Source organism: Pontibacter populi, assembly GCF_019336435.1.
GTDB classification, from domain to species: domain Bacteria; phylum Bacteroidota; class Bacteroidia; order Cytophagales; family Hymenobacteraceae; genus Pontibacter; species Pontibacter humidus.
Map to the genome: position 1 here is coordinate 179,404 of NZ_JAHWXQ010000005.1, position 23,284 is coordinate 202,687.

General features: G+C 44.0%; 21 protein-coding genes. 11 read left to right on the plus strand and 10 right to left on the minus strand.

Features of this window, described 5'->3' with window-relative positions; all coding sequences use genetic code 11:
• Positions 1-64 precede the first annotated feature (64 nt).
• Complete coding sequence (locus tag KYK27_RS16135; RefSeq protein ID WP_199111343.1) at positions 65-937, plus strand: SDR family oxidoreductase; 873 nt, start codon at positions 65-67, stop codon at positions 935-937.
• Positions 938-1,014: 77 nt separating this feature from the next.
• On the opposite strand, the gene KYK27_RS16140 is transcribed toward KYK27_RS16135, so the two are convergent.
• The gene (locus KYK27_RS16140) at positions 1,015-1,704 is read right to left on the minus strand and encodes a hypothetical protein (RefSeq protein ID WP_199111344.1); all 690 of its coding nucleotides are present in this window, start codon (positions 1,702-1,704) and stop codon (positions 1,015-1,017) included.
• A 143-nt stretch (positions 1,705-1,847) separates the two neighbouring features.
• Positions 1,848-2,996 carry an acyltransferase family protein gene (locus tag KYK27_RS16145; RefSeq protein WP_199111345.1) on the minus strand — a complete coding sequence of 383 codons (1,149 nt, stop codon included), beginning with the start codon at positions 2,994-2,996 and terminating at the stop codon, positions 1,848-1,850.
• A gap of 328 nt (positions 2,997-3,324) precedes the next feature.
• Between KYK27_RS16145 and KYK27_RS16150 the strand changes: the two genes are divergently transcribed.
• Positions 3,325-4,467, plus strand: a complete 1,143-nt coding sequence (locus KYK27_RS16150) for a DEAD/DEAH box helicase (protein WP_199111346.1) — start codon at positions 3,325-3,327, stop codon at positions 4,465-4,467.
• A 143-nt stretch (positions 4,468-4,610) separates the two neighbouring features.
• Here KYK27_RS16150 and KYK27_RS16155 read toward each other — a convergent pair whose 3' ends face one another.
• From KYK27_RS16155 to KYK27_RS16165, 3 genes are all read right to left on the minus strand, one after another.
• Complete coding sequence (locus KYK27_RS16155) at positions 4,611-5,372, minus strand: DUF1835 domain-containing protein (protein WP_199111347.1); 762 nt, start codon at positions 5,370-5,372, stop codon at positions 4,611-4,613.
• A 426-nt stretch (positions 5,373-5,798) separates the two neighbouring features.
• Positions 5,799-8,102, minus strand: a complete 2,304-nt coding sequence (locus KYK27_RS16160; RefSeq protein WP_199111348.1) for a S46 family peptidase — start codon at positions 8,100-8,102, stop codon at positions 5,799-5,801.
• A 313-nt stretch (positions 8,103-8,415) separates the two neighbouring features.
• Positions 8,416-8,865 (minus strand): YkvA family protein, encoded by a 450-nt coding sequence (locus KYK27_RS16165; protein ID WP_199111349.1) that lies wholly within the window; start codon positions 8,863-8,865, stop codon positions 8,416-8,418.
• Between the two features lie 201 nt (positions 8,866-9,066).
• On the opposite strand from KYK27_RS16165, the gene KYK27_RS16170 reads away from it, so the two are divergent.
• On the plus strand, positions 9,067-9,621 hold the full coding sequence (locus tag KYK27_RS16170) for an SRPBCC family protein (protein WP_199111350.1): 555 nt from the start codon (positions 9,067-9,069) through the stop codon (positions 9,619-9,621).
• Between the two features lie 4 nt (positions 9,622-9,625).
• The gene (locus KYK27_RS16175; protein ID WP_233150483.1) at positions 9,626-10,162 is read left to right on the plus strand and encodes a DinB family protein; all 537 of its coding nucleotides are present in this window, start codon (positions 9,626-9,628) and stop codon (positions 10,160-10,162) included.
• A gap of 110 nt (positions 10,163-10,272) precedes the next feature.
• Here KYK27_RS16175 and KYK27_RS16180 read toward each other — a convergent pair whose 3' ends face one another.
• Positions 10,273-11,703, minus strand: a complete 1,431-nt coding sequence (locus KYK27_RS16180) for a PhoH family protein (protein WP_199111351.1) — start codon at positions 11,701-11,703, stop codon at positions 10,273-10,275.
• Between the two features lie 286 nt (positions 11,704-11,989).
• On the opposite strand from KYK27_RS16180, the gene KYK27_RS16185 reads away from it, so the two are divergent.
• Positions 11,990-12,457, plus strand: a complete 468-nt coding sequence (locus tag KYK27_RS16185) for a toxin-antitoxin system YwqK family antitoxin (RefSeq protein WP_199111352.1) — start codon at positions 11,990-11,992, stop codon at positions 12,455-12,457.
• A gap of 3 nt (positions 12,458-12,460) precedes the next feature.
• Here KYK27_RS16185 and KYK27_RS16190 read toward each other — a convergent pair whose 3' ends face one another.
• Together KYK27_RS16190 and KYK27_RS16195 are read right to left on the minus strand one after the other, a co-directional pair.
• On the minus strand, positions 12,461-13,105 hold the full coding sequence (locus KYK27_RS16190) for a helix-turn-helix domain-containing protein (RefSeq protein ID WP_233150484.1): 645 nt from the start codon (positions 13,103-13,105) through the stop codon (positions 12,461-12,463).
• A gap of 124 nt (positions 13,106-13,229) precedes the next feature.
• On the minus strand, positions 13,230-13,610 hold the full coding sequence (locus tag KYK27_RS16195) for a DUF3127 domain-containing protein (protein WP_199111353.1): 381 nt from the start codon (positions 13,608-13,610) through the stop codon (positions 13,230-13,232).
• 168 nt (positions 13,611-13,778) lie between these two features.
• Between KYK27_RS16195 and KYK27_RS16200 the strand changes: the two genes are divergently transcribed.
• The gene (locus KYK27_RS16200; protein WP_199111354.1) at positions 13,779-14,732 is read left to right on the plus strand and encodes an isoaspartyl peptidase/L-asparaginase family protein; all 954 of its coding nucleotides are present in this window, start codon (positions 13,779-13,781) and stop codon (positions 14,730-14,732) included.
• Position 14,733: 1 nt separating this feature from the next.
• On the opposite strand, the gene KYK27_RS16205 is transcribed toward KYK27_RS16200, so the two are convergent.
• Positions 14,734-15,627, minus strand: a complete 894-nt coding sequence (locus tag KYK27_RS16205) for a cyanophycinase (protein ID WP_199111355.1) — start codon at positions 15,625-15,627, stop codon at positions 14,734-14,736.
• A 336-nt stretch (positions 15,628-15,963) separates the two neighbouring features.
• Between KYK27_RS16205 and KYK27_RS16210 the strand changes: the two genes are divergently transcribed.
• A complete protein-coding gene (locus KYK27_RS16210; protein ID WP_199111356.1) occupies positions 15,964-16,455 on the plus strand; it encodes a ferritin-like domain-containing protein in 492 nt (163 codons plus the stop codon).
• 132 nt (positions 16,456-16,587) lie between these two features.
• On the opposite strand, the gene KYK27_RS16215 is transcribed toward KYK27_RS16210, so the two are convergent.
• The gene (locus tag KYK27_RS16215; RefSeq protein WP_233150485.1) at positions 16,588-18,486 is read right to left on the minus strand and encodes a M1 family metallopeptidase; all 1,899 of its coding nucleotides are present in this window, start codon (positions 18,484-18,486) and stop codon (positions 16,588-16,590) included.
• A 325-nt stretch (positions 18,487-18,811) separates the two neighbouring features.
• Here KYK27_RS16215 and KYK27_RS16220 point away from each other — a divergent pair, with 325 nt between their 5' ends.
• The 4 genes from KYK27_RS16220 to KYK27_RS16235 all read left to right on the plus strand — a co-directional run bounded on the left by KYK27_RS16220 (position 18,812) and on the right by KYK27_RS16235 (position 22,959).
• On the plus strand, positions 18,812-20,506 hold the full coding sequence (locus KYK27_RS16220) for a murein L,D-transpeptidase (RefSeq protein WP_233150486.1): 1,695 nt from the start codon (positions 18,812-18,814) through the stop codon (positions 20,504-20,506).
• A 24-nt stretch (positions 20,507-20,530) separates the two neighbouring features.
• On the plus strand, positions 20,531-21,061 hold the full coding sequence (locus tag KYK27_RS16225) for a plastocyanin/azurin family copper-binding protein (RefSeq protein ID WP_199111358.1): 531 nt from the start codon (positions 20,531-20,533) through the stop codon (positions 21,059-21,061).
• A 605-nt stretch (positions 21,062-21,666) separates the two neighbouring features.
• Positions 21,667-22,092 (plus strand): helix-turn-helix domain-containing protein, encoded by a 426-nt coding sequence (locus KYK27_RS16230; RefSeq protein WP_199111359.1) that lies wholly within the window; start codon positions 21,667-21,669, stop codon positions 22,090-22,092.
• Positions 22,093-22,275: 183 nt separating this feature from the next.
• Positions 22,276-22,959 (plus strand): Crp/Fnr family transcriptional regulator, encoded by a 684-nt coding sequence (locus tag KYK27_RS16235; RefSeq protein WP_199111413.1) that lies wholly within the window; start codon positions 22,276-22,278, stop codon positions 22,957-22,959.
• The last annotated feature ends 325 nt before the right edge of the window (positions 22,960-23,284 follow it).

Here is a 23,284-nt window from a genome sequence, read left to right on the forward strand (position 1 = left end):
TTAGCAAACACCAATGGTGCAGCTATTATACGGAGCTGATTTAACTTTAAACTGAAAATTTGTTATGAAGGCAGAACCAATGCTGAAAGAAGGTGCCCTGCAAGGCAAAACAATTATAGTTACAGGTGGCGGCACCGGTCTGGGTCGCTCTATGGTTAAATATTTTCTTGAGCTGGGCGCCAACGCCGTGATATGCAGCCGTAAGCTGGATGTACTGGAAAAGGCTGCTGAAGAGCTGATGCAGGAAACCGGTGGAAAGGTTTTGCCAATTGCCTGTGATGTGCGCAAATACAATGAAATAGAAGCCATGCTGCAGGCAACTATAGATACCTTTGGTGGAGTAGATGTGTTGGTAAACAATGCAGCCGGAAACTTTGTAAGCCCGACAGAGCGCCTGAGCCATAAAGCTTTTGATGTGATAACCGACATCGTACTGAAAGGAAGCTACAACTGCACGCTGGCCCTAGGCAAACATTGGATAGAAAAGAAACAACCCGCCACTATACTGAACATTGTAACCACATATGCCTGGACAGGTTCCGGTTACGTAGTACCATCAGCCTGCGCCAAGGCAGGCGTACTGGCCATGACGCGCTCGCTGGCATCGGAGTGGGCGAAATATGGCATCCGTTCCAACGCTATTGCCCCGGGACCGTTCCCGACAGAAGGAGCCTGGACCCGCTTGTTCCCGAAACAACTGGCCGATAAACTGGATCCCATAAAACGTATACCGGTTGGCCGTTTTGGAGAGCACCAGGAACTGGCAAATTTAGCAGCTTACCTGGTGTCTGATTATGCCTCGTTTGTGAATGGTGAAGTGGTAACTATAGATGGCGGCGAATGGTTGTATGGAGCCGGCGAGTTTAATTCGTTTGATATGATACCGCAGGAAATGTGGGATGCTATGGAAAAGCAGATGCGCGGCAAAGGCCAATAACGATAGTTCTATAGTTGAGCAAACGAAAAAGCAGCGCCCTAGCCGGCGCTGCTTTTTCGTTTTATAGTTTGTAAACCTTATTGTCCGGCTACCAAAACATATGTTAAAATTACTCCGAAACCTATTCCCCAGTTAGTCCAGACTTTTCTGTTTTTGGTCTTTCTTGCCTCGTATTTGTAGCCTGTACTATAATCCTCATTTTTCATTAGTTCATGATTAGGATAGTCCAGGTTTTGGTCTTGTGGTTTTACAGACGATGTAACAATAGCTGGCACAAGTCCAACTAAAGGAGACAAAAGTAAAGTAGTAACCAGTGTGCCTGTTCCTGCACCTTTATAACCCTTGTAATGAACCTTAGCATCCTGTTGGCCTTTATTATATAGTTCAGCCGGACTTAAAGTAGTTGTATTATAAGTAACAACCGGCGTTGTTTCTACAGAAGCGACAGGTTCTGTGGTGCTGGCAGTAAGTGCACCTGGTTTTTGCGAATCGTTAGTAGGTTTAGCATTACCCTGTATAAAGCTATCTGTACCTGTAAATATTTCTTCAGTGTTGTTTGCGTACTTTACAAGCAGCACATCAGCCTTAGCCAGGGTGTAAGTCGGCCCATCAGGATTCTCGAAGCGTTTGTATTTGATTTCGGTAGGAGTGATCTCCAACACTTTTGCCTGCACGCCCTCACCGTTTTTCTTGGTAATAACATCCTGTGCAAAGCTTGTGGTAGCTACAAAAGCCAGCAGGATAAAAGAAAGTAAATGTTTCATCATAAGTTGATAATAGTTTGTTTTCAATATTGAAATCTATTACCAAAACTACCAGACTAAAAGGATATAGTCAAATATTTATATGTCTATATTTATAGTTAACACAGGATGCACTTCGTGAGTTGCCGATCTTTATAGTTGCAGAATTATACCTGTGTTTTAACCAAAATTGGTTCTTGCTTTGGGCTTATGTGTTCTTGTTTAGTAGTAGGTTTATCACGGTTGCCTGTTATTACCTGGAACAAACAAGGTGTTGTTCTCCGCAGTACTTCGCCTGCTACTATGCTTGCCAGTATCACAACTATAGGAGCGAACAGGTACACCAAAAGCGAAGTGATCTCAGTGCCGGAGTAGAGCATTATTAAAAGCCCTTTCTTTATAATGGTTAGCAGCGGCTCATGAAAGGCGTAAATAAAGAAGGGGGAAACAGCACTGAATAGCCACTTACGGTTAATGATCCGGGTCTTATCCGCTACTGTATTTATACAGCGCCATGTAGCTACGAACCCTATAACTATAGCCAGTTTGTGCAGCAGCATTAATACCACTTGGTTTTCGTAGCCTAGGAAGCTTAACTCCGTTTTAAAAACAAGCAATCCCACCCAAGCAAACAGCACCGGTAAAAAGTTATAGTTGGCCTTTATTTTTGCTAGTAGCACGGGGTTGGTTTTAAGATAACAACCCACTGAAAAGAACAGCAGCGATTCGGATACGAATATTCCAAAATCCAGGTCAGCGAACCATGCAATAGCCAAAAGTGCCAGGAAGTTCTCCTGCAGGTATTTTACAAGGAGCCAGACTGCCGTAGCCACCAGGGCAAGCATCATCAGGTCGCGCAGGAACCATAACTGATAGGGGATAGGGTGCAAAATAAGCGTGGTAAGCAGTTGCTCCGAACTCATATCCCGGATGATTCTGTTCGGGAAGTACGGTGTAATGGAAGGAAAAAGCTGCAATACATAATACAGACCAATACCAAATGCCGACCAAAGCAGGAAAGGGATTAGCAAAGATGGAATCCGTTTATGTAATTTCTGTAGGATAACTGCCGCTTTTGGTTTAAACCCGATAAAGAAAAGAAATCCTGAAACGGTAAAGAACAATGGAGTAGCCACGCGGGCAATGCCATGTGAGATAAAATCCTGAATAAAAGTATTATAGTTCTTATGTTCTGTTAACGCTCCCGCAAAACCATTCAGATCCAGGGTATACGCGTGCACATAAACTACCAGTATCATCGAAACCAACGATAACAACCTTATTTTAAAGCTTAACTGTTTATCGATTTGTTCCATGGCTAAACTATGCAGTTACTGTAGCTGATGATATTACTTATGGGGAGTGCATTTACCGGACTATCCACTATAAATTAACAATACTTAATATTTATTTAAAAGTTGCATTATAGAAAGGTCAACACTGTTATATATTGTGGTGTAGAGTAAAAATGCTGTAAAATATGTTTGCGCAGGATAGGATTATCATAAAAAGGTACCTGAACTATTCCTTCGGCATGTTTTAAAAAGTGTAGCATATCAACCTGAATTGGGCGGTTGCCTTAAATAATTACCTCTCTCATTTTTAACCGTAGTATCTTTGCAGGTATAAACCAAACTATACAGTATGTCAATTGCTGCTTTAGGTCTGTCTCAGGCGTTGCAAAAAGCTATTAAAGAACAAGGATACACTGCCTTGTACCCGATACAGGAGCAGGCAATACCTGCCATTCTTAAAGGGAAAGATGTGCTCGGCATTGCACAGACTGGTTCCGGAAAAACGGCAGCTTTTGCGTTGCCTATACTAGAGTTATTGCAAAAAAAGACAACCTCCCACAATCGTTTTGTAAAATGCCTGGTACTGGTGCCAACCCGCGAACTTGCCATCCAGGTGGAAGAAACGTTCTATAGTTTGAGCCTGCATTTGCCCCAGAAAATAAAGACGCTGGCTGTTTATGGTGGTGTTTCTATTAATCCGCAGATGATGAAGCTGAGCGGAACAGATGTGCTGGTTGCTACTCCTGGTCGTTTGCTGGACTTAATAGACCATAATGCTGTCAAGCTTTCGGAAGTAGAGATACTGGTGCTGGACGAAGCCGATAAGATGCTTAATCTGGGCTTTAAGGAAGAAATGGACCGGATATTCGGCTTGTTACCGGCACAGCGTCAGAACCTGTTATTTTCGGCTACGCTGGGCGGGGATATCCAGACTATAGTTGAGTCACAGTTGCGTAACCCGGTAACTATAGCTGTTGAAGCCGAAGCCTCTGTACCCGAACTGATAGACCAGGTGGCTTACCAGATATCTCCTGAAAAGAAAGGCCCATTGCTGCGTTATCTCATCAAACAGGAAAACATGGAGCAGGTGCTGGTCTTCGCATCCTCCATCCGGACGGCAGATAACATAGTTGGTAAACTTAAGAAGAATGGGGTAGAAGCAGCAGCCTTGCACGGCGATAAAAGCCAGGGAGCCCGCACTGAAGCACTGAAGCAATTTAAAGCCGGTAAAATACGCGTGCTGGTAGCCACTGACCTGGCTTCGCGCGGTATCGATATCAAGTTTTTGCCCTTTGTTATTAACTATGAATTGCCGCGCTCACCCAAAGATTATGTGCACCGTATTGGTCGTACTGGTCGTGCTGAAGCTTCTGGCAAAGCTATTTCTCTGATTACCCCTGAAGATGCACACCATTTCAAGATCATCCAGAAAAAAATGGGCAAGCAGGTACCTATAGTTCAGACAGATGACCTGGATTTAAAGGGAGTGTAACTTGTTGAACGATAACCTATAAAGCCGTTAGTCTGAAGTAGTTTTATTAAGTAGAACGATATACTTTTATTGTCAAATGTTATAGTTTGATTTTAGTAAGAGCGAAAGCTATGAATTTTGTAGATGAGCCTATAGAAGCTTAATTAAGAGCGGCTTTGTAAGACTTTATCATAGATTTTTTTCACCTGCAGGTCGCCGAAACCATAAACTCCTTCCCGCTTCGTGAACTCCTCGAAAATGGAAGTAAAATTCACATTCTTATCTGAAATCAATTCTGCAATTACTTTTTCGGGACGCCCTAGTTTACCCGGTGCCGGGAAGCGTGCTATATGGGCCTGACAAACTTCTCTTAGGTAAGGGAAGCTTAAAAATTGTTGTTCAGACAACTTTCTGAGCTTAATAAGATCATGTTCTTTGTAAGCATTCCAGATACTTTGTGATAGCTGTAGGTCCTTCTCGGTTAGCGATAGCCTGTTGTTAAAGCTGTAGTACAATTCTTCAGAGCCTGCTGAGCCGAAGTCTTGCCAGATATCTGTCTTTTTCAGGTAGGATGGGTAAACAATAAATACCTTTTTTTCGATGGAGAGCTGGTGAAGCAAGGAAATTATAAACCACATGTTGGCCATGCAAAACAAATCATATCCGAACCACAAATTAAATTCTGAATGATCGGGTGCCTGTAGCAGCTTTTCAAATTCTGTTACTACTTTTTGATGATAAGTATCTGAAGTACTGGGATAGGTTTCTGATAGATAGGTAGCCCTGGTTTTAATGAACTCATCAAGCGAATTTCCTGAAAGTCCACCTTCAATTAAACATTCACGCATCACAATTACTTCACCTTTCAACCCCAGGGCTAGAAACCTGTCAGTTAAAGCATCCCCATTTAGAATCTGAAATATCATGCTGGTGTGAATAGGTATTTAGTTATTGCTTATTTTACTTACTGAATTTGTTCGGGGTAGATAGGCTGCTATTCGTTTTTAAATGTATAAAGACGGTGATATATCTGCAAACATTTTGTGCTTGCCAGTCTGTGACAAGTAGTAGACGATATTATAAAGCTTTCCTGCTGAAGTTATAGCTATATCATTCTCATTTTTATGCATGATTACAAATATTTGCCAACTACTGTATAAACTAAAGCATACGCTTATCTAATCTATATACGGAGTACTTTATAACAGTATTTTAAAGTTTAGAGCTTTCGAATAGTTATATAATATTTAGCTACTAACAGCATAAAGTGAGAATAACTAAATGTTCAACCATAAAAAAGCCCCGCCTAAACTATAGACGGGGCTTTTGGTAACTATAAACTATAGAAGTGCTTAGTTTACTTCAGCAGCTTCTTTTTTCTTCTTTTTGGCGGCCTTCTCTAGTTTGCGTTTCTCTTTTTTAGAAAGCTCTTTAGTTGGTTCGGCTGTTTTGCGTGCATCTACCTGCGGTAAACCCGATGTGTTGTCAGTAACCAGTGTCATCTCTTTTACAAGATGGCCGGCACCGGCAAACTTATCCACTATAAACAGCATGTAGCGGGCATCAACAGCAATGTTACGCACCTGGTCCGGGTTGTAAGCGATGTCGCTCATAGTGCCTTCCCAGTTACGGTCGAAGTTAGTGCCTATCAGCTGGCCATTGGCGTTAATAACCGGTGAACCAGAGTTACCGCCTGTTGTATGGTTAGAGGCTATAAAGCCTACCGGCATTTCGCCATTCATGCCATACGGGCCGTAATCCTTCTTCTCGTATAGTTCGCGCAGTTTTTCAGGTATCACGTAATCTTCTACGCCGGTCATGGCAGCTTTTTCCATAATGCCTTCCAGGGTAGTATAGTAGTTATACGTTACGCCATCTAGCGGCTCGTAAGGCTCTACCTTACCGTAAGCAACGCGTAGCGTAGAGTTAGCATCCGGGTAGAATTTCTTATCCTGCTGCATAGCTCGCAGACCTGTAATATACTTTCTGTAAAGCAGGTTCAGGTTATCGTTAACTGCTGTATAGGTTGGCAATACCTGTGTGCGGTAATGCATGTCGATGGCGTTGGAAAGGGCAAAGGCCGGATCTTTCTGAAGCACATCGGTTTTGCCAGCTTTTACATCAGCTAACAGTTTTTTAACACCGGCCTCAGAAGTTAACCTGGATTTGCTGTAAATCTCATCGGCCAGTTTAGTGAAGTCGCCTTTGGTTTTAGCGCCTGCAGTTCTCACCGCTTCCGGCAGTAATTTCTTGTCAAGGTCGTTGTAATACATGCCCATCAGAGCGACAAAAACTTTCTTGTCGGTAGGGGCATTATAGTTCTTAAAGAAACCGGCAGCGCCGTTTTCGAGTCTTTCCACCTGCGCATTAATTTCTGCCTGTGGTGCTTTTGCCGCAATCATTTCCTGCAGTTTTCCGAAGCCGCTGGCATAACGGATCAACTCTACACCGTTTGCAGCTTCCATAATGTAATCGCGGGAAATGGTGATACCATCCAGAGCTTTATAGTTCTTCTCAAACTCAGTCATCAGGTTGCCATATTCCTGCTTGCGTGTCGGATCAGCATTTACCCAGCTCATAAACTGGCGCTCCAGTTCCTGCTTTTTCTCGATGGCGTTTGCTTTTTTTAGACCGCGGTTCTCACCGGTCCATTTTTTCCAGTAGTTGGCAATGCTCGCATACTTGGCTGCATACTGAATACGCACGGCATCAGAAGCTTTCATGTCTTTGTCAAGTATCTGCAGCTTCGTATCGCGGATATTGATCTTGGCAGGGTTAGATACCTCGTAGATATCTTCAATAGCATGCGAAGTCAGGTACTCGTTTGTACGGCCTGGGAAACCAAACACCAGCGTAAAGTCATTCTCTTTTACGCCGCTAAGCGAGATCGGAAGATGGTGCTTCGGCTTGTAAGGTTTGTTGTTTGGCGAGTACTCAGCAGGCTCGTTATTTGGGCCGGCATAAATACGGAAAAGCGAGAAGTCGCCGGTATGGCGTGGCCACATCCAGTTATCAGTATCGCCACCAAATTTACCTATTGATGAAGGCGGTGCACCAACCATACGGATATCCTTGTACGTTTCGGTGATATACATATAGTACTCGTTGCCATAGAAGTAAGGCTTGATAACAGCATCGTAATGCGTACCTGCCGTAGATTCTTTAGCAACTTTAGCAATGTTTTTCTGGATGATGGCTTCGCGCTCAGCTTCTGACTTAGCGGCATTTGCACCTGCTAATATCTGCTTGGTCACGTCTTCCATGCGAACTATAAAAGTGGCAGTCAGGCCCGGGTTAGGCAGTTCCTGCTCTTTCGTCATCGCCCAGAAGCCTTTGGTCAGGTAGTCATTTTCTACAGAGCTGTGCTGCTGTATCTGGCCGTAACCGCAATGGTGGTTGGTAAGCAAAAGACCTTCCGATGAGATCATTTCGCCGGTACAAAATCCGCCGAACGATACGATGGCATCTTTCAGGCTGGACTGGTTTACACTATAAATGTCGTCGGCAGAGAGCTTCAGGCCCTTCTTCTGCATATCAGACTCGTTGAGCTGCTTCAGGAGCATTGGTAGCCACATGCCTTCGTCGGGGCGTGCAGAGCTGATACCAATACTCAACCAGACAGCTGCTATAAAAGCAAAAATGCGTTTGCTGATCATGAGTGAATGTATAGTTGTTAAAAGTTTGATTGCCTGAAATTACTCTAAAATGCCAAAGGAAGCAAAGAAGTTAAAGAGTTAGAGAGTTTGGGAGTTAATGAAGTTAGAAGGTTAGAAAGTTAGAAAGTTGTTGTGGCTGTAGTTATACCATAAGAGCCGTTGCAAATTATGCAACGGCTCTTATATCCTGTGTAGTTAAATCGAGAAGCAGTTATAGTTAAAAGTTGAAGAACTGATTATCCGGATTGTCCCTAATTCCCCAACTCTTAAACTTTCTAACTTTCTAACTTCCCAACTCTTTAAACTCTTTAACTCATAAACTCCCCAAGGTTGGCTCTAAAGTGCCATTTGCTTCCCAGGCTCTGAAGTTGCTGATTTCTTTGTGGAAGGCGTCTACGAACCAGGCCATCAGACTGATATCATCCAGCAAGCCTAGTACCGGGATAAAGTCAGGGATGACATCCAATGGGGTAACCAGGTAAAGAAGCACACCAATTCCCACTAGCAACGACTTATTCGATACTGCGCGGTAGCTTCCATTGATGTAAGCTTTTACCAGTCTGATAAACGTTTGCATAACGTCTTTTACCTGAGCAAATCCACTTTGTGAACTACCGGTATCTATCAGTTTATCATAAGCCGATGTGAGGAGCATAGCCAGTTTTGCAGGCTTGCCCAGAAACCCGCCTGCTTTGGTAACAAATCGCCGGAATATGGCATGTTGCGAGAGGCGTAGTCCTTTTTGTATTAAATCCTGTATCATAATTCTTTGTTGTTTCTGTTAAATGCTTTACTCTACGGATTTATGGTCGCAAAAGCTGCTTTAACGGGTTTTGAGGCTACTCAACAGAAATTATAAAATATATATGCCTTGGCTATTGATTTGCATCAGATACTTGTTTTAACTTGGTGTATAAAATCAAACAATAGTACAACCATATAATTTATTAATTCTATTATTCTTATGAAGCTATTGTTACGTTTTGCTGTTGTACTGGTGGTGCTGGCTGCTGTTTTTTTCGGAGGGGCTACGCTGCTGCCTGACCAGATTGAAGTAAAGCAAACTATAGTTGTAAAGGCCACTCCGGACCAGGTTTTCCCTTACCTGAATAATACCAGCAACTGGAAACGCTGGAGCGCCTGGAACATAACCAACGACCCTAGCCTGATTTACCTGTATGGTGGTCCGGTTAGCGGGGCCGGTGCTCGTCAGAACTGGAATGGCGACAAAGTTGGTAACTGGCACATGTTATTTACCCAAAGCACTGCACCGGATAGCCTTAACTATGAACTGAAACAGGAAGGACAAACTATAAAGTCGACCGGCAGTTTTGTATTACAGAAAACTGAGGACGGCACTTTGGTTACATGGATCCAAAGAACGCCGCTTGAAGATAACGCTGTAGCTTTGTACAGAGGTGCCTGGCAGAACTATAAAACCGAAAAGGAAATACTGGAAAGCCTGACCAACCTGCAATCACTTGTCACCAATACCCAACTGAACACCGCTAAAAAATAAAACTATGACATTGACAATCAAAAGACCGCTCCAGAATGAATATCCGGCTTATTATCTGCCTTATGTAAATCAGGTACCGGAAAATGCGGAGATCATGCAGACACTGGAAGTACAGTCGAGGGAATTACCGGAACTGTTAGCTACTATTGATGATGCCAGGTCAGAAGAGGCTTATGCAGAAGGCAAGTGGACTATAAAAGAGCTGTTGCAGCACATGATCGATTCTGAAAGGATATTTGCCTACCGTGCCCTTTGTATTGCCCGGGGTGAACAAACTTCATTGCCTGGTTTTGATGAGAATATGTATGCAGAGAATTCCATGGCAAATGAGCGGCAAATGAAGGATATCCTGGAGGAGTATGAGCTGGTTCGGAGATCTAACCTGTGCATGTTCCGTGGCTTTGATTTCAGCACACTGGACAATATTGGTACTGCCAATAACAAGCAGATAACCCTGCGAGGACTAATTTATGTCATAGCCGGACACGAACGCCACCACATTAATATCCTGAAAGAGCGTTACCTGAAGCTCACCGCATAATTTGTAGAAACTATAACTATAGAATCTGATAAACTATAAAAAGCAGAAGCCGCAACTATAATTAGCTGCGGCTTCTGCTTTTCTAACTTCCAGACTTTTTAACTTTCTAACTATAAAAGTTCATTGGCCAGGTTTGCAAGTTCAGAGCGTTCGCCTTTCGTTAAGGTTACGTGGGCATAAAGCGGGTGATTCTTAGCTCGATCTATCAGGTAAGATAAACCATTACTTTGAGAGTCCAGGTAAGGCGTGTCGATCTGGTAAATGTCTCCGGTGAAGATGATCTTGGTGTTTTCGCCAGCCCTGGAGATAACCGTTTTCACCTCGTGTGGTGTCAGGTTCTGGGCTTCATCAACTATAAAAAAGATGTTGGACAAACTGCGGCCACGGATATACGCCAGCGGCGTGATCATCAGCTTTTCCAGTTCTACCATGTCACGTATCTTCTGGTATTCCTTACTATTCTCGGCAAACTGGTTTTGTATGTATTTCAGGTTATCCCAGAGCGGCTCCATGTAGGGGTTAAGCTTGGATTTAATATCTCCGGGCAGGTAACCAATGTCTTTGTTGCTGAGTGGCACAATAGGCCGGGCCAGGTAGATCTGCTTATAGTCGCGGCGTTGCTCCAGGGCACTTGCCAGTGCAAGTAACGTTTTACCAGTACCGGCCACCCCTTGTATCGAAACCAGCTTGATGTTCGGGTTTAAAAGGGCGTGCAGGGCAAAGGTTTGCTCGGCATTGCGGGGCTTCACTCCAAAAGCTGCCTGTTTGTCTACCCGTTCCAGCAGCTTTTCTGAGGCATTGTAAAACGAGAGGATCGAATTCTTAAAGCTTTTCAGGATAAAGAAGTGGTTATCTGCCGGGGGCGCCGGCATTATCTTATCAACTTCACAAACGCCTTTCTCATATAGGTCATTCACCAGGTTAGGCGGTACATCCTCCAGGGTATCGTTACCAGTATATAATCCCGCCACATCCTGTATCTTACCGGTTTCATAGTCTTCCGATATCAGGTTAAGCGCGCGGGCCTTCAGGCGCAGGTTTATATCTTTCGTTACCAGTACAACTTTGCGGTCCGGCTGTTCCTGTTGTATCTGCAGCGCAGAGTTCAGGATATGATGATCGTTCTTGTCGCCGAACACTTTTACGGCATCCAGGTTCACACTTCCGTTCATTACCACTCTGAAGCTGCCTTTGGTCTTCCCGTTCAAAGGTATCCATTCCTGCAGTTTGTGTTCAGAGGATAGTTTATCAATAAAACGGATAAATTCGCGGGCTTCAAAATTTTTGATATCGTTGCCCTTCTTAAAGTTATCCAGTTCTTCGAGAACGGTAATGGGTATGGCTACATCATGTTCCTGAAAGTTCTGGATAGCGCTGTGGTCATAAAGTATAACCGAGGTATCCAGTACAAAAACTTTGCGATCAGTTGGCTTAATTGCTTTGCCGTTATCACTTGTCGGGCGTACGCGGCTGGCTGTTTTGGTAGTATGAGTAGTCTTGGTAGTTTTTTCTTTTGCGGTTGCTGTGGTTGCTTTCGGCATAAGGTCTTGGTTAAGGGTTAAAACCAAATAAGCTGCGCATTGTTGGCAGTGTGCTTCGCTCAGGCGCATTTTTAAAATCTGAGCATTTTTTATGTAGTGTACGTCAAACCTTGCCTGCTGGTAATGCCTTTTATAGTATTTCTGCTATAGTTTGATAAATAAATTTTAACCTAAAAAGAAGGCGTTTGTATGTTGTTTTAACTTAGGGAGTTATTTGAAAACTAAAATCTTAGTTGATTAGTAAAACAGAATATCCTAGCTTTAATAAGTAACAGAACATCAGACTATGAAAAGGGCTATAGTTTTACTGATGATAACAGCATTGCCACTGGCAGGACTTGCCCAGAGACCGAAATCTTCTAGAGTAAAACGCTGGTATCTGCCTTTTCAGGTAAATGCGTTTGATAAGAACCAGGAATACCATGGCCGCTGGAAAGTTTACATCAACGATAACAAAGACCTGATCCGGAACGGGCGATTTAAGCACGGCAGGGAGGTGGGTATCTGGCGCTACTATAACCCAGGCGGTAAACTATACATGAAAGAGAAGTACACTCGCAACTCTCCGGTAATTCAGGTATGGCGCTTTCATGAAAATGGAAATCTGGCAAAAGCAGGAACAGCCAAACTATACCGGGACGCAACTATGGCCCATTATTACTGGGAAGGCGACTGGAAGGTGTATGATGAACAAGGAAACTTTTCACACACCGAAACCTACCTGAAAGGCAACTTGTTGCGGTATGATAAATAAAGTCTAGCTCAAAGTATAGTAGTCTTCTTTTTCTTTGTCGTGGAGACGCAGATAGCCGTGAATAACCAGTTTTACAAGGATGCGGTAAGCACGTCTTTCAGAAAGGTTGGCAGCTTTCATGTATTGCTTCAGGGTAAGCCGGGGCTGTTTTTGCAGTAGCTCTAGGGCTGTGTTCTCGTGCCGGTCAAGTGGCAGTTGTTCAAACTTCGGCTCTTCGTGTTCCAGCACTTTATTTACCATTTTACTGGTCTGCACGCTCGTATCTTTTACCCGCACATAGCCGCGCCAGTCGTCTTCCTTTACTTTGGCAAAATGTGGCTTTTGCTTGCTTTCGTGTATTGTTACCTTTAATACGATGTGGTGTTCTACTTCTATCTCCTCGTAGCTTAATTCAACAGGAGGGTCGCAGTAAAAGCTGGCTGCCCGCTGCAGGGTATGTTTTTCTTCTTCCGGGTCTACGCCACAAACAACGCCGTTATCCTTAATACCGATCAGGATCATGCCGCCGCGGGTATTGGCAAACGAAACCATAGTACGGGCAATCTTCTCGGGTTGGGTGACACGCTGTTTAAAATCTACCTGGTCGTTTTCGCCCTGCCAGATAAGGCGCTGGAGTTCATCCATAACAATGAATTTTGGCTTTGGCATGATGCAAAAACTATAGTTCGGGTGCGCGTGTGTTGTACTATACTTTACGTGAAAGGTTTGGCGGGGGACTTATAAAAAAAGCGGGCTTTCGGCCCGCTTTCCTCTATGCTATAGTTGTCTTTACTTAGAAAGGCAGGTCGTTATCTGCATCAGATGAGTAGAACGTAGGAGCCTGATTTTGTGCAGGAGCCGAAGCAGGTGCACCGCCGAAGTTACCACCACCGGCATTAGCAGCCTCAAGTCTCCAGGCCTGTAGGTTAGTAAAGTATAAGGTCTCACCATTTTTTACAAAAGGCTTACCTGATAAGTTGAAAGAAACCTTTACTTCCTGTCCTTTCTGGAACTGGTCTAGTAGGCTGCACTTATCCTGAGTTAGCTGGAACTTAGCGTACTGGGTATAAGAACCATCCGGAATCTCGAGTACAAACTCGCGCTTTCTGAATTTATCACTAACCTGGTTTTCCGCGAAAATTTCGTGCAGTTTTCCTTGGATATCAAACGACATAATTTCTGTATTTTTATTTAGTAACTAAAAACAAAGATACTAAATTCCGATATGAGTTAAGTGTTTTTTCGCGGTTTAGGTGTACTTTTTTTGTAAACTGCACTACACCCTTAACTGTGACCGGCTTGCATCGTAAACTAAGATAAATTGTACCAAAATAAACTATAAATGGGTAAATTCTCTATCGCCATTCATGGTGGGGCAGGCACTATAACGCCGTCTTCCATGACACCCGCCCTGGAAGTAAAATACAAAGAAGCCTTACATCAAGCTATAGAACGGGGAAGCAAAATACTGGCCTCAGGAGGGAAAGCCCTTGATGCCGTGCAGAAAACCGTAGAAGTGCTGGAAAATACCCCGCTGTTTAATGCAGGTAAAGGTTCTGTATTTACAAAACATGGCATGCATGAGATGGATGCCGCTATTATGTGTGGTAAAACCCTGCAGGCCGGTGCAGCAGCAGGAGTGTATAGCATTAAAAACCCGGTTTCGTTGGCAAGAGAAATCCTGGAACATTCGGACCATGTGTTTATGAGCGGCTATGGCGCAGAAGATTTCGCCCGTAAACAGCATATAGAATTTGCTCCCGAAGACTATTTTTTTGATATGTTCCGGTATAAGCAATGGTGCGAAGTAAGGGACTCTGACATATTTATGCTGGACCATACAGTGGGCGATGAGAAGTTTGGTACCGTGGGTGCTGTAGCGCTGGATATGGACGGAAACCTTGCGGCAGCTACCTCAACCGGCGGCATGACCAACAAAAACTATAACCGCATAGGCGATACACCTGTAATCGGGGCAGGAACTTACGCCAACAACGATACCTGCGCCATTTCTTGTACCGGCCATGGCGAATACTTTTTGAGGGCCGTAGTGGCCTACGATATTTCGTGCTTAATGGAATACAAAGGCTATAGTTTGCAGCAGGCCTGCGAAAAGGTAGTAATGGATAAACTGGTGCGTTTTGGTGGTGAAGGTGGCTTAATAGCTGTTGATGCGCTGGGTAATATTGCCATGCCGTTCAACTCCGAAGGAATGTACCGCGCCTGCCAGATGAGTAATAAACCACCTATAGTTGCCATCTATAAAGATGAAATAAAAGCTGTGAGCGAACTATAGTTTAGCGTTGTGCGGCCTGTACCATGCTCTGTTGAAGGGTTTCTTCGTCTTTAAAGAACTCCCTGTTTTCAATATTATACACATTGCCTTTCGCCAGCACATGCATCGTCAGTTTTTCTATGGAGATCGGTCGGCCCGGGGCAACATCGTGCACGTTGGTATAGCCCACACTATGGCCATCCACTACAACCACCAGGTTTGAGCCTATTGTTTCTATCAGGTCACCTTCCGTGATCAGCACGCCGGTGTCTTCCCCGAGGCCGATACCGATCGTTTTCGGGTGTGTCACGACAGCTTCAATTAACCTTCCGAAGCGGCCACGCACTACAAAGTGGGAGTCGATGATCACGCCATCTATAAAACCCAGTCCATGCGACATTTTAACGGAGCCTCTCAGTAAAGATTCCGGGGCACTGCCCCCTTTAATCATGATCTTGGACATGGCCATTGCACCGGCGCTTGTTCCGGCAACTACAAACGGCTCTTCATGGTACCTTTTTCGCATGATTTCAAGAAACTCAGTACCGCCAAATATCTGGGTTAAACGTTGCTGGTTCCCGCCGCTCATCATTACTCCATCGGCTTTACTGATGCGCTCCAGATATTCAGGTAAAAGGGCGTCTTCTTCGGTTCGGATGTGCATCAACCTAGCGTTCTCGGCACCTAAAATACCAAAGGCGCTCATATACCTGTCACCAACTTCTTCCGGTATCAGCGAAGCAGTTGTAATTACTTCTATATGCGGGTTCTTTGTCGGAATTTCCTGAATCAAGCGCTTCAGAATGCCCAATTCAAAAAAATCGAGGTAATATTTCTTCTTCGACTTAGGATTAGGGTAGGTTCCTTTGTCTTCATTTCCGCCAACTGCAATCAGCTTTCCTTTAGGTTTCTCCACAGTTACTCTTTTATGCTTTTATTCTAATGATATTTCTAATACGGTAACGTTACAGTTTACGTGCCACAACAACCTTTTAGCTATCAGACTTTACCGTTCTGCCGTTTTTTCGTTGCAAATAGGGTCTGAAAAAGTATTTCTGTAGTTGCCTAACGTTTTAAAGTAGTCTTAAATTTCGTGGATATATGTAAAGTTATATATATTATTTCGCAGGGGTGTAGAATATGATTATTTACTAAATTTAATTATAAATTACTTAACCCTCGGCCCGGCACCGCGTATAGTATCTCCACAAGCTCGTAAAAGAATTTGTAAGACGCTAAACCTTTCCAAGCTATGAAACTAAACAACTTAAATGATCTCCTGATCCATGAACTAAAGGATATTTACAACGCTGAACAGCAAATTACGAAGGCGTTGCCAAAAATGATGAAGGCAACATCTTCTAACCAGCTGAAGAAGGCTTTTGAAGATCACCTGATGGTAACCGAACAGCAGATTGAGCGCTTAGAAAAAGTGTTTGAACTGATGGGCGAAAAAGCAAAAGGTGAGAAATGTAAAGCCATGGAAGGCATTATCCGTGAAGCTGAATCGATGATGGAGGAGAGAGCGGATGCCAGTGTAATGGATGCAGCACTTATTGCTTCTGCACAGCGTGTAGAGCATTACGAAATAGCTGCTTACGGCACTGTTTGTACGTATGCAAAGCAGCTGGGCATGAACGATGTCCTGAAACTGCTCTTAAAAACGTTAGATGAAGAAAAGAAAACAGACGAACTGCTGACAACTATAGCCGAGAGCTCGGTTAATATTAAGGCGGAGAGATAAGTTACTTAAAACACAAAGCTCTGTTGTTTCGCCGGGCTCCCCAAGCAGGTCAGAAAGCCACAGAGTACACATAAAAGAAGCCCGACCATACAACTGGTCGGGCTTCTTCTTTTAGACTATAGTTTATAGTTATTATTTCAGCATTTCATCCAGCGTAACAGTAGATACAGCATGGTAATTAGGTCGGGCTTTGGCATAAATAGCCAGGGCTTTCTTTTTACCTTCCGGAGTTGCAGCCAGTGCTTTATAAATTGGCACCAGGAACTTACGACGACCCACATTAGTCAGGAAAGTTTCCAGGGCTTTATCGGCGGTTCTATAGTTGTTGTTAATGGCATGAATAAACCAGGCCGCTAAAACCTCTGAGTTGCCGGAGTTGGTGAAGTTAAAGGCTTTGTCCAGGTCCTGCATCTGCTGCTGGCTCATTTGCTCAGGCAGCATGCGTATAAAGTGCAGCCATTCGTGGCTCGACCAGTCTTTGGTGTTTAGCTGTGCAGCAGGCTTGCCATTTTTCCAGGCTTTGTAAGTTTCCTCCACCTGCGCAAAGCGTTCCGAAGTTGGCTTTACGTGATTTTCAGGTAAGCCCGGCGAAAATACCCAGCCCTCAATATTTATTTTTTCAGCCAGTTCTTCGTCCCCTTTGATCAGTTCCTTACGCAGGAAATCGAGGAATTTATCGGTGTCGGTGCTCTGGAATGCGAAAGTGTTAAAATACTTGTTCACGAACTCATCAAAACGCTCACGGCCAACGGCCATCTCGATGTGGCGCAAAAACAGGTTTCCTTTTTCGTAGGCAATGTCCGTTAGACCTTCGTCCGGGTCGCGGCCTTCCAGGTCCAGTTTAAGTCTGGTGTCTTCGCTATCAGCGCCAAGTTCTTCTATTGTATTGGTCAGGTCCTGGTAGCCTAGTACCGCCAGCATATCGGCGTAAGGCTTGCCGTATAGTTCCTCCATAATGCGGCGCTCGAAATAAACGGTAAACCCTTCGTTCAGCCAGAAGTCGTTCCAGGTCGCGTTGGTAACCAGGTTGCCGCTCCAGCTGTGCGCCAGTTCGTGCGCAATAAGGCTGGTCAGCGACCTGTCTTTCGCTAAAACGGTAGGAGTTACAAACGTTAGCCTTGGGTTTTCCATGCCACCAAACGGGAACGATGGCGGAAGTACCAGCAGGTCGTAACGGTCCCAACGGTATTTACCATAGATCTTTTCAGCAGCAACCAGCATCTTGTCCATTTCGGCAAATTCATAAGCAGCGGCTTCTATAGTTGCAGGCTCCGCGTAAATACCGGTCTGCGGGCCAACCTCCCTGAAAACCATGTCTCCCACAGATAAGGCCATCAGGTAAGATGGTATCTGCTGTTTCATCTCGAAATTGTAAACACCGGTAGCATTTTTCTGCATCGGATTCTCGGCGCTCATCACAGCCATTAATTCTTTAGGCACCTGCACCTTTGCATTGTAGGTAATGCGTATGCCAGGACTGTCCTGGATCGGTATCCAGGTGCGGGCTAGTATCGCCTGCGACTGCGTGAACAGGAAAGGATACTTTTTACCGGCAGTCTGTTGCGGGTTTAGCCATTGCAGGGCTGCTGCATCCGGAGATGTTTTATACTGTATCGTTACGCGTTTGGTATCGGGCTTTATGGTTACATAAAGCGGCTGTCCTAAAACTTTATCCGTTTCGCCTAACCTGAAGGTGGTTTCTTCCCTGTTATCGCCCAGGTAAACTTTTTCAATCTGAAGGCCGCGCGTATCAAAAATGATCTCGTTGCCTTTCGCCAGGTTGTCTATGTTGTAGCTGGCAGTTCCGCTTATCGTTTTAGAATCGAAGTTAACGGCAATGTCCAGGTCAAGGTGGCGGGCTACTGCCTTGGTTGGCTCTGCGTAGCTGTGCACATCTTCTGATACCTGTTGCTGTGCCTGTTGTGCTGTGGTCATAGTTTCGGTGTTTGTCGTGTTTTGCGTGGTGCAGGCGGTTAGGCTGAGGCTTCCGGCCATTCCTAATCCAAGTAAATATTTCTGATAAGGCTTCATACGTATCTGGTTGCTTAAACGGGTAAGTTAAGGATTTCATGTTTACCATAAAAACCTTACCAATTGCTGCGTATACATGTTCAGGGAGCACGCCTGCCATAACTATAGTTGGCAAGCCGGAATGAACCTTCGCTTATAACTTTTTAACTAAAATTGAAGTACATAAAGCTAAACTACGTGATATTCAACTCAAACTGGATATTAAATTGTATTAAAAACAGATTGCCCTTGAACTATATACAATAATTGCAACCGTATAGCACCAAATCTGAATCGCATGAACCCTTATCATATTAAATCAAAAATTTTCTATCCTTTTATAGTTTTGCTACTGATTTTCGTTTTCTCTGCCTGCAATAAGTCAGGTGATAAGAAAGATGGTAACAAAATAGGAGAGATGCTGGGCATCAAAGAACTGCCCCAAGCCACCACCGACAGCCTTTATATTAAAGAGTATATCAGTAAAAAACCTGCCTTTAAAGCGTATGACGACCTGATGTACCTCTTTTATGGCGAAAGAGATTACTCATTGGCCTGGTTCCGGGATAATGAACTGATTCCGGAAGCGCAGAAATTCTTAACTACTCTGGATGATGCCTCCAAAGAAGGTTTGGACCCAAAAAAATATAAGCTGGTAGATTTTAAAACGCTGTTTAAAAAGTACGAAGACATGAGCGGACAGGACTCTGCACGCTTGGAACTGCAGCAGCAGATCGATGTTGGGCTTACGGCATCTTATTTTAACTATGCATCAGACTTTTACCGCGGCCGTGTAAATCCGGGTGAAGTAGGCTCAATTGATTGGAACGTAAAGAAGAACAAGATAAAGCTGCATAAAGCACTGCAGACCATCTTAAAAGAGCGTGAAAGTACTTACCCATATTATGAGTTTGAAGCGCTGCACAAAGGCTACATAGATCTCCGCGAAACATTGCAGAAGTACAGAGACCTTCAGGAAAAAGGTGGCTGGGCTAAAGTGGAGCTTGGTAAAGCAAAAGTGCTGGAGAAAGGAGACACAGCTGCAGCAGTTATCCAGCTTCGGAAGCGCCTGAACCCGGGTGGAGTTATAAACGTGAACGACCCGAAGATGCGTTTATTTGATGATGCCCTGCTTGCCCAGGTAAAAGAGTTTCAACGGCTGCATGGCCTTGCCGAGGACGGAAAAGTAGGTGGAAATACCCTGCGCATGATGAATGTGCCGATAGAGGACCGAATCCAACAGATAATGATGAACATGGAGCGCTGGCGCTGGATACCTAAGCGACTGGTGCCGAAAAGCCTTGACCAGAAATACATCTGGGTAAATATTCCGGAGTTCAAGCTATACATGTACGAGGACCCGGATAACGATCCGGAAGCCGAAAGAGAATATAAAAAGACCTTTGAGATGAAAGTGATCGTGGGGAAAGAACTTAACTCGACCCCGATCTTCAGTGACAAGATGGAATTTATAGTGCTTGCGCCTTACTGGAACGTACCAAACAGTATTGTTGAGAAAGAAATAAAGCCGGCCATGCTGCGTAATCCGAATTACCTGGAGGGCGCTGACATGGAGATCGTTACGAAAGAAAAAGATCCAAAGCCTATTTCAGCCTCGAGTATAGACTGGGCAAGTGTTACCGAGAAGAACTTCCCATATATGGTGCGTCAGCGTCCGGGGCCAACAAACTCACTGGGTAATATCAAATTCCTGTTCCCGAACTCTTATAATGTGTACCTGCACGACACGCCAGCCGATGCGCTGTTTAACCAGACAGAGCGCGGGTTCAGCCATGGTTGTGTGCGTTTGGAAAAGCCGATTGAACTGGGCGAGTACCTGCTGAAGGATATGCCGGAGTGGAATGCACAACGCATACGCCAGACTATAGAAGATGGGGAAGAGACCTGGATCACGTTGCCTAAAAAGCTGCAGGTATACCTGGTTTATTTCACCAGCTGGGTTGATGAAGACGGCAAGGTACACTTCCGGGATGATATTTATGGACACGACAAGAAGCTGGCAAAAGAGTACTTTGGCTAAGCCGGAGTAAGAAAGGAGCAGATCATGAAAAGAATAGCTCAAATAGTAACTGTAACATTTGTTTTTGCTTTAGCGTCGTGCGGCAGTGATACCAGTGAAGTGGGTGTACTGAAAGAGAAAATGAAAGACAGCGCAGCTGCACCCGTTAAGAGGGTAGTAGCCGATACGACCTTACAACCAACTGTAGAAATTGTGCTGCGGGCAACCGGGGAAGAAGTTAAGGATATGGTTTTTGATCAGGACACGCTGGAAGTGGAAGCCGATGCGCTTGTAAAGTTGACTTTGATAAATGAGGGGACAGACCTGAATGCTATCCATAATTTTGTAGTAGTTACAGAAGGAATGTCGGAATCGGTTGCAAAAATAGGAGCGGAGATCGGTCCGCCGGGAAATTACATCCCGGATAGCAAACATGTATTGGCTGCAACTCCGCTGGCTTTGCCCGGCCAAACTATAGTACATGAATTTAAAGCTCCGCTCCCCGGCACCTACGATTTTGTCTGCACCTACCCTAATCACTGGCAAAAGATGCATGGCAAATTTATTGTGAAATAAGGGATAAGTATATTTTTAAAAACTGCAGTGCTTTCGGAGAATAGCCCGGAGTTACTGCAGTTTTTTTATGCACTATAGTTTAGGGTGTATACCAAAAATGCAAAAAGTGAATCCTGATATAAGTTGCTGTTTATAGTTTATAGTCTGGTTTTATATTTGCATGAATTATAGCAGCTAATATGTCAGGTGGCAAAGGCTAAAGCTATAGTTTGAAACATAGTGATAATGCTTTATAGTTGAGTGTTTTAGCGTATTGTGGATAACTCGCTTTATCCACAATAGTGCTTTATGGTAGGTGACATAGTGGCAGACACCCTAAAAGCTATAGTTGTTGCCTGTCAATCACTTAACAAAAGCCCCCATCTATTAGGATCATCGTGGTTAGCAGAAAATCTACCTATTATCTGAAGTTTACAAATGTATATACAAATGTAAATTATAGATTGTTGAATTGCTTAATTAGATTCTAACCTGTTGTTAATAAGGTGCATATGTGTTATCTGCGAACTAATTGTTTAAATGTGAATTAGCTTTTAATCACAGGTCGCCTTGGTAATCTGTTGTTGTCGTGTTACATTTGTTAAACATGGTAACTATAGCAATTTATGGTTGAGAGGATCAGGCAATTAATAGAATATACAGGGCTTTCAGCGTCTCAGTTCGCTGACCGGATTGAAGTGCCGCGTGCCATCCTGAGCCATATACTGAGTGGCAGGAACAAACCCAGCCTGGATGTAATCCTCAAAGTGATAAGCAACTATAGAACTATAAACCCGGACTGGTTACTGCTCGGAGAAGGTGAAATGCTAAATAAAGTAGCAGCTCCGGTTGCACCGGAATCACCTGTCACTATAGTTGAGCCAATCCATGAAGCACCTGACCAGGCTGCTGAGGCCTTACGCGATAAAGTGCAAAATAGCATCACTCATGAAACAATAGCCTTGGCTGACTCAAACCCTGAAAAGACAGTAAAGCAGATCGTGTTCTTTTATACAGATAATACATTTTCGGTTTATGGGCCCGAAAGCTAAGAAGTAGCAGGTGCCAGTGCTGCCAGAAACTATAGTTCTGTTAATGTTTTTAAACCTAAGCAGAAGCTCTCCCGGAACGTTTACTAAAAAAAGGCTGTTGCTTGGCTTAGGATATATGGTGCTAATGCTTACTTTTACAGCACCATTCGAAATTGTATGATGAAATTCTCAGCGCCAGATTGTATGAACTGCGCCTCCCGCAAGCACTCGCTGCTGGGTTGCTGTAAAGGCAATGAGTTAGAAGATGTAAGTGCTACTAAATCTTGCTTTACCTTTAAAAAAGGACAGGTTATTTTCCATGAGGGTACCAGGCCTTCGGGCTTGCATTGCATTAACTCGGGTAAGGTAAAAGTTACCAAAATGGGTAGCGATGGCAAAGAGCAGATCATACGTTTGGCTAAGCCAGGCGATGTGGTAGGCTACCGGGCGTTAATGGCTGATTCTAACTATTCGGCGTCGGCAGTGGCGCTGGATGATGCAGTGGTTTGTTTTATTCCTAAATCGCAGTTCCTGGATCTTATTTCATCAAATGTGGAGTTTTCCGGTGGGTTGATGAAGCTATTCTCGAAAGCACTTGGTGAAGCAGAAGAACGGATGGTGCAGATGGCCTATAAGCCTGTAAGGGAACGCTTGGCAGAAGCCTTGTTGCTTTTACAGAAAACCTATCAGCAGCAGCCCGAAGTAGAGGACAAATTTACGATCTCTATTTCCAGAGAAGACCTGGCATCTATAGTTGGTACCGCTAAAGAGACCACAATCCGCCTGTTATCAGAATTTAAAGACGAAAGCATTATTACCACCAAAGGCAGCAGCATTACCATTCTGGATCCTGAAAAGCTCTACAAGATCTGTCACCTTTACGATTAAGCAAACTATAGTTTGAATATAAAAACAAAAGGCAGGCTCATAAAAGCCTGCCTTTTCTGTTTTAGTATCCCACTACAGATACTACTTTTCACCTATACTAAACTTTAAAACAAAACACCTAACATTTCCTAAAATATGCAACTATAGTATGGTTGCGATGTAAACTGCCTTTCCCTCTTTGCAACTGTAGCTTCTCATACTTTACTGCCTAAGCAATTTCCCTCAGCATTTACATTACAAATGTCCTGTCATTTCAGCTTATATCCAGTGACATCAATCACCCATAAAAATGACCCTTATCATCATTTGAGGGAGGGCTTCCCTC

Bases quoted from the DNA above. Each gene is read 5' to 3' on its own strand.
- KYK27_RS16135 (WP_199111343.1), top strand. From the start codon at position 65: ATGAAGGCAGAACCAATGCTGAAAGAAGGTGCCCTGCAAGGCAAAACA.
- KYK27_RS16140 (WP_199111344.1), bottom strand. From the start codon at position 1,704: ATGATGAAACATTTACTTTCTTTTATCCTGCTGGCTTTTGTAGCTACC.
- KYK27_RS16145 (WP_199111345.1), bottom strand. From the start codon at position 2,996: ATGGAACAAATCGATAAACAGTTAAGCTTTAAAATAAGGTTGTTATCG.
- KYK27_RS16150 (WP_199111346.1), top strand. From the start codon at position 3,325: ATGTCAATTGCTGCTTTAGGTCTGTCTCAGGCGTTGCAAAAAGCTATT.
- KYK27_RS16155 (WP_199111347.1), bottom strand. From the start codon at position 5,372: ATGATATTTCAGATTCTAAATGGGGATGCTTTAACTGACAGGTTTCTA.
- KYK27_RS16160 (WP_199111348.1), bottom strand. From the start codon at position 8,102: ATGATCAGCAAACGCATTTTTGCTTTTATAGCAGCTGTCTGGTTGAGT.
- KYK27_RS16165 (WP_199111349.1), bottom strand. From the start codon at position 8,865: ATGATACAGGATTTAATACAAAAAGGACTACGCCTCTCGCAACATGCC.
- KYK27_RS16170 (WP_199111350.1), top strand. From the start codon at position 9,067: ATGAAGCTATTGTTACGTTTTGCTGTTGTACTGGTGGTGCTGGCTGCT.
- KYK27_RS16175 (WP_233150483.1), top strand. From the start codon at position 9,626: ATGACATTGACAATCAAAAGACCGCTCCAGAATGAATATCCGGCTTAT.
- KYK27_RS16180 (WP_199111351.1), bottom strand. From the start codon at position 11,703: ATGCCGAAAGCAACCACAGCAACCGCAAAAGAAAAAACTACCAAGACT.
- KYK27_RS16185 (WP_199111352.1), top strand. From the start codon at position 11,990: ATGAAAAGGGCTATAGTTTTACTGATGATAACAGCATTGCCACTGGCA.
- KYK27_RS16190 (WP_233150484.1), bottom strand. From the start codon at position 13,105: ATGCCAAAGCCAAAATTCATTGTTATGGATGAACTCCAGCGCCTTATC.
- KYK27_RS16195 (WP_199111353.1), bottom strand. From the start codon at position 13,610: ATGTCGTTTGATATCCAAGGAAAACTGCACGAAATTTTCGCGGAAAAC.
- KYK27_RS16200 (WP_199111354.1), top strand. From the start codon at position 13,779: ATGGGTAAATTCTCTATCGCCATTCATGGTGGGGCAGGCACTATAACG.
- KYK27_RS16210 (WP_199111356.1), top strand. From the start codon at position 15,964: ATGAAACTAAACAACTTAAATGATCTCCTGATCCATGAACTAAAGGAT.
- KYK27_RS16215 (WP_233150485.1), bottom strand. From the start codon at position 18,486: ATGAAGCCTTATCAGAAATATTTACTTGGATTAGGAATGGCCGGAAGC.
- KYK27_RS16225 (WP_199111358.1), top strand. From the start codon at position 20,531: ATGAAAAGAATAGCTCAAATAGTAACTGTAACATTTGTTTTTGCTTTA.
- KYK27_RS16230 (WP_199111359.1), top strand. From the start codon at position 21,667: ATGGTTGAGAGGATCAGGCAATTAATAGAATATACAGGGCTTTCAGCG.
- KYK27_RS16235 (WP_199111413.1), top strand. From the start codon at position 22,276: ATGAACTGCGCCTCCCGCAAGCACTCGCTGCTGGGTTGCTGTAAAGGC.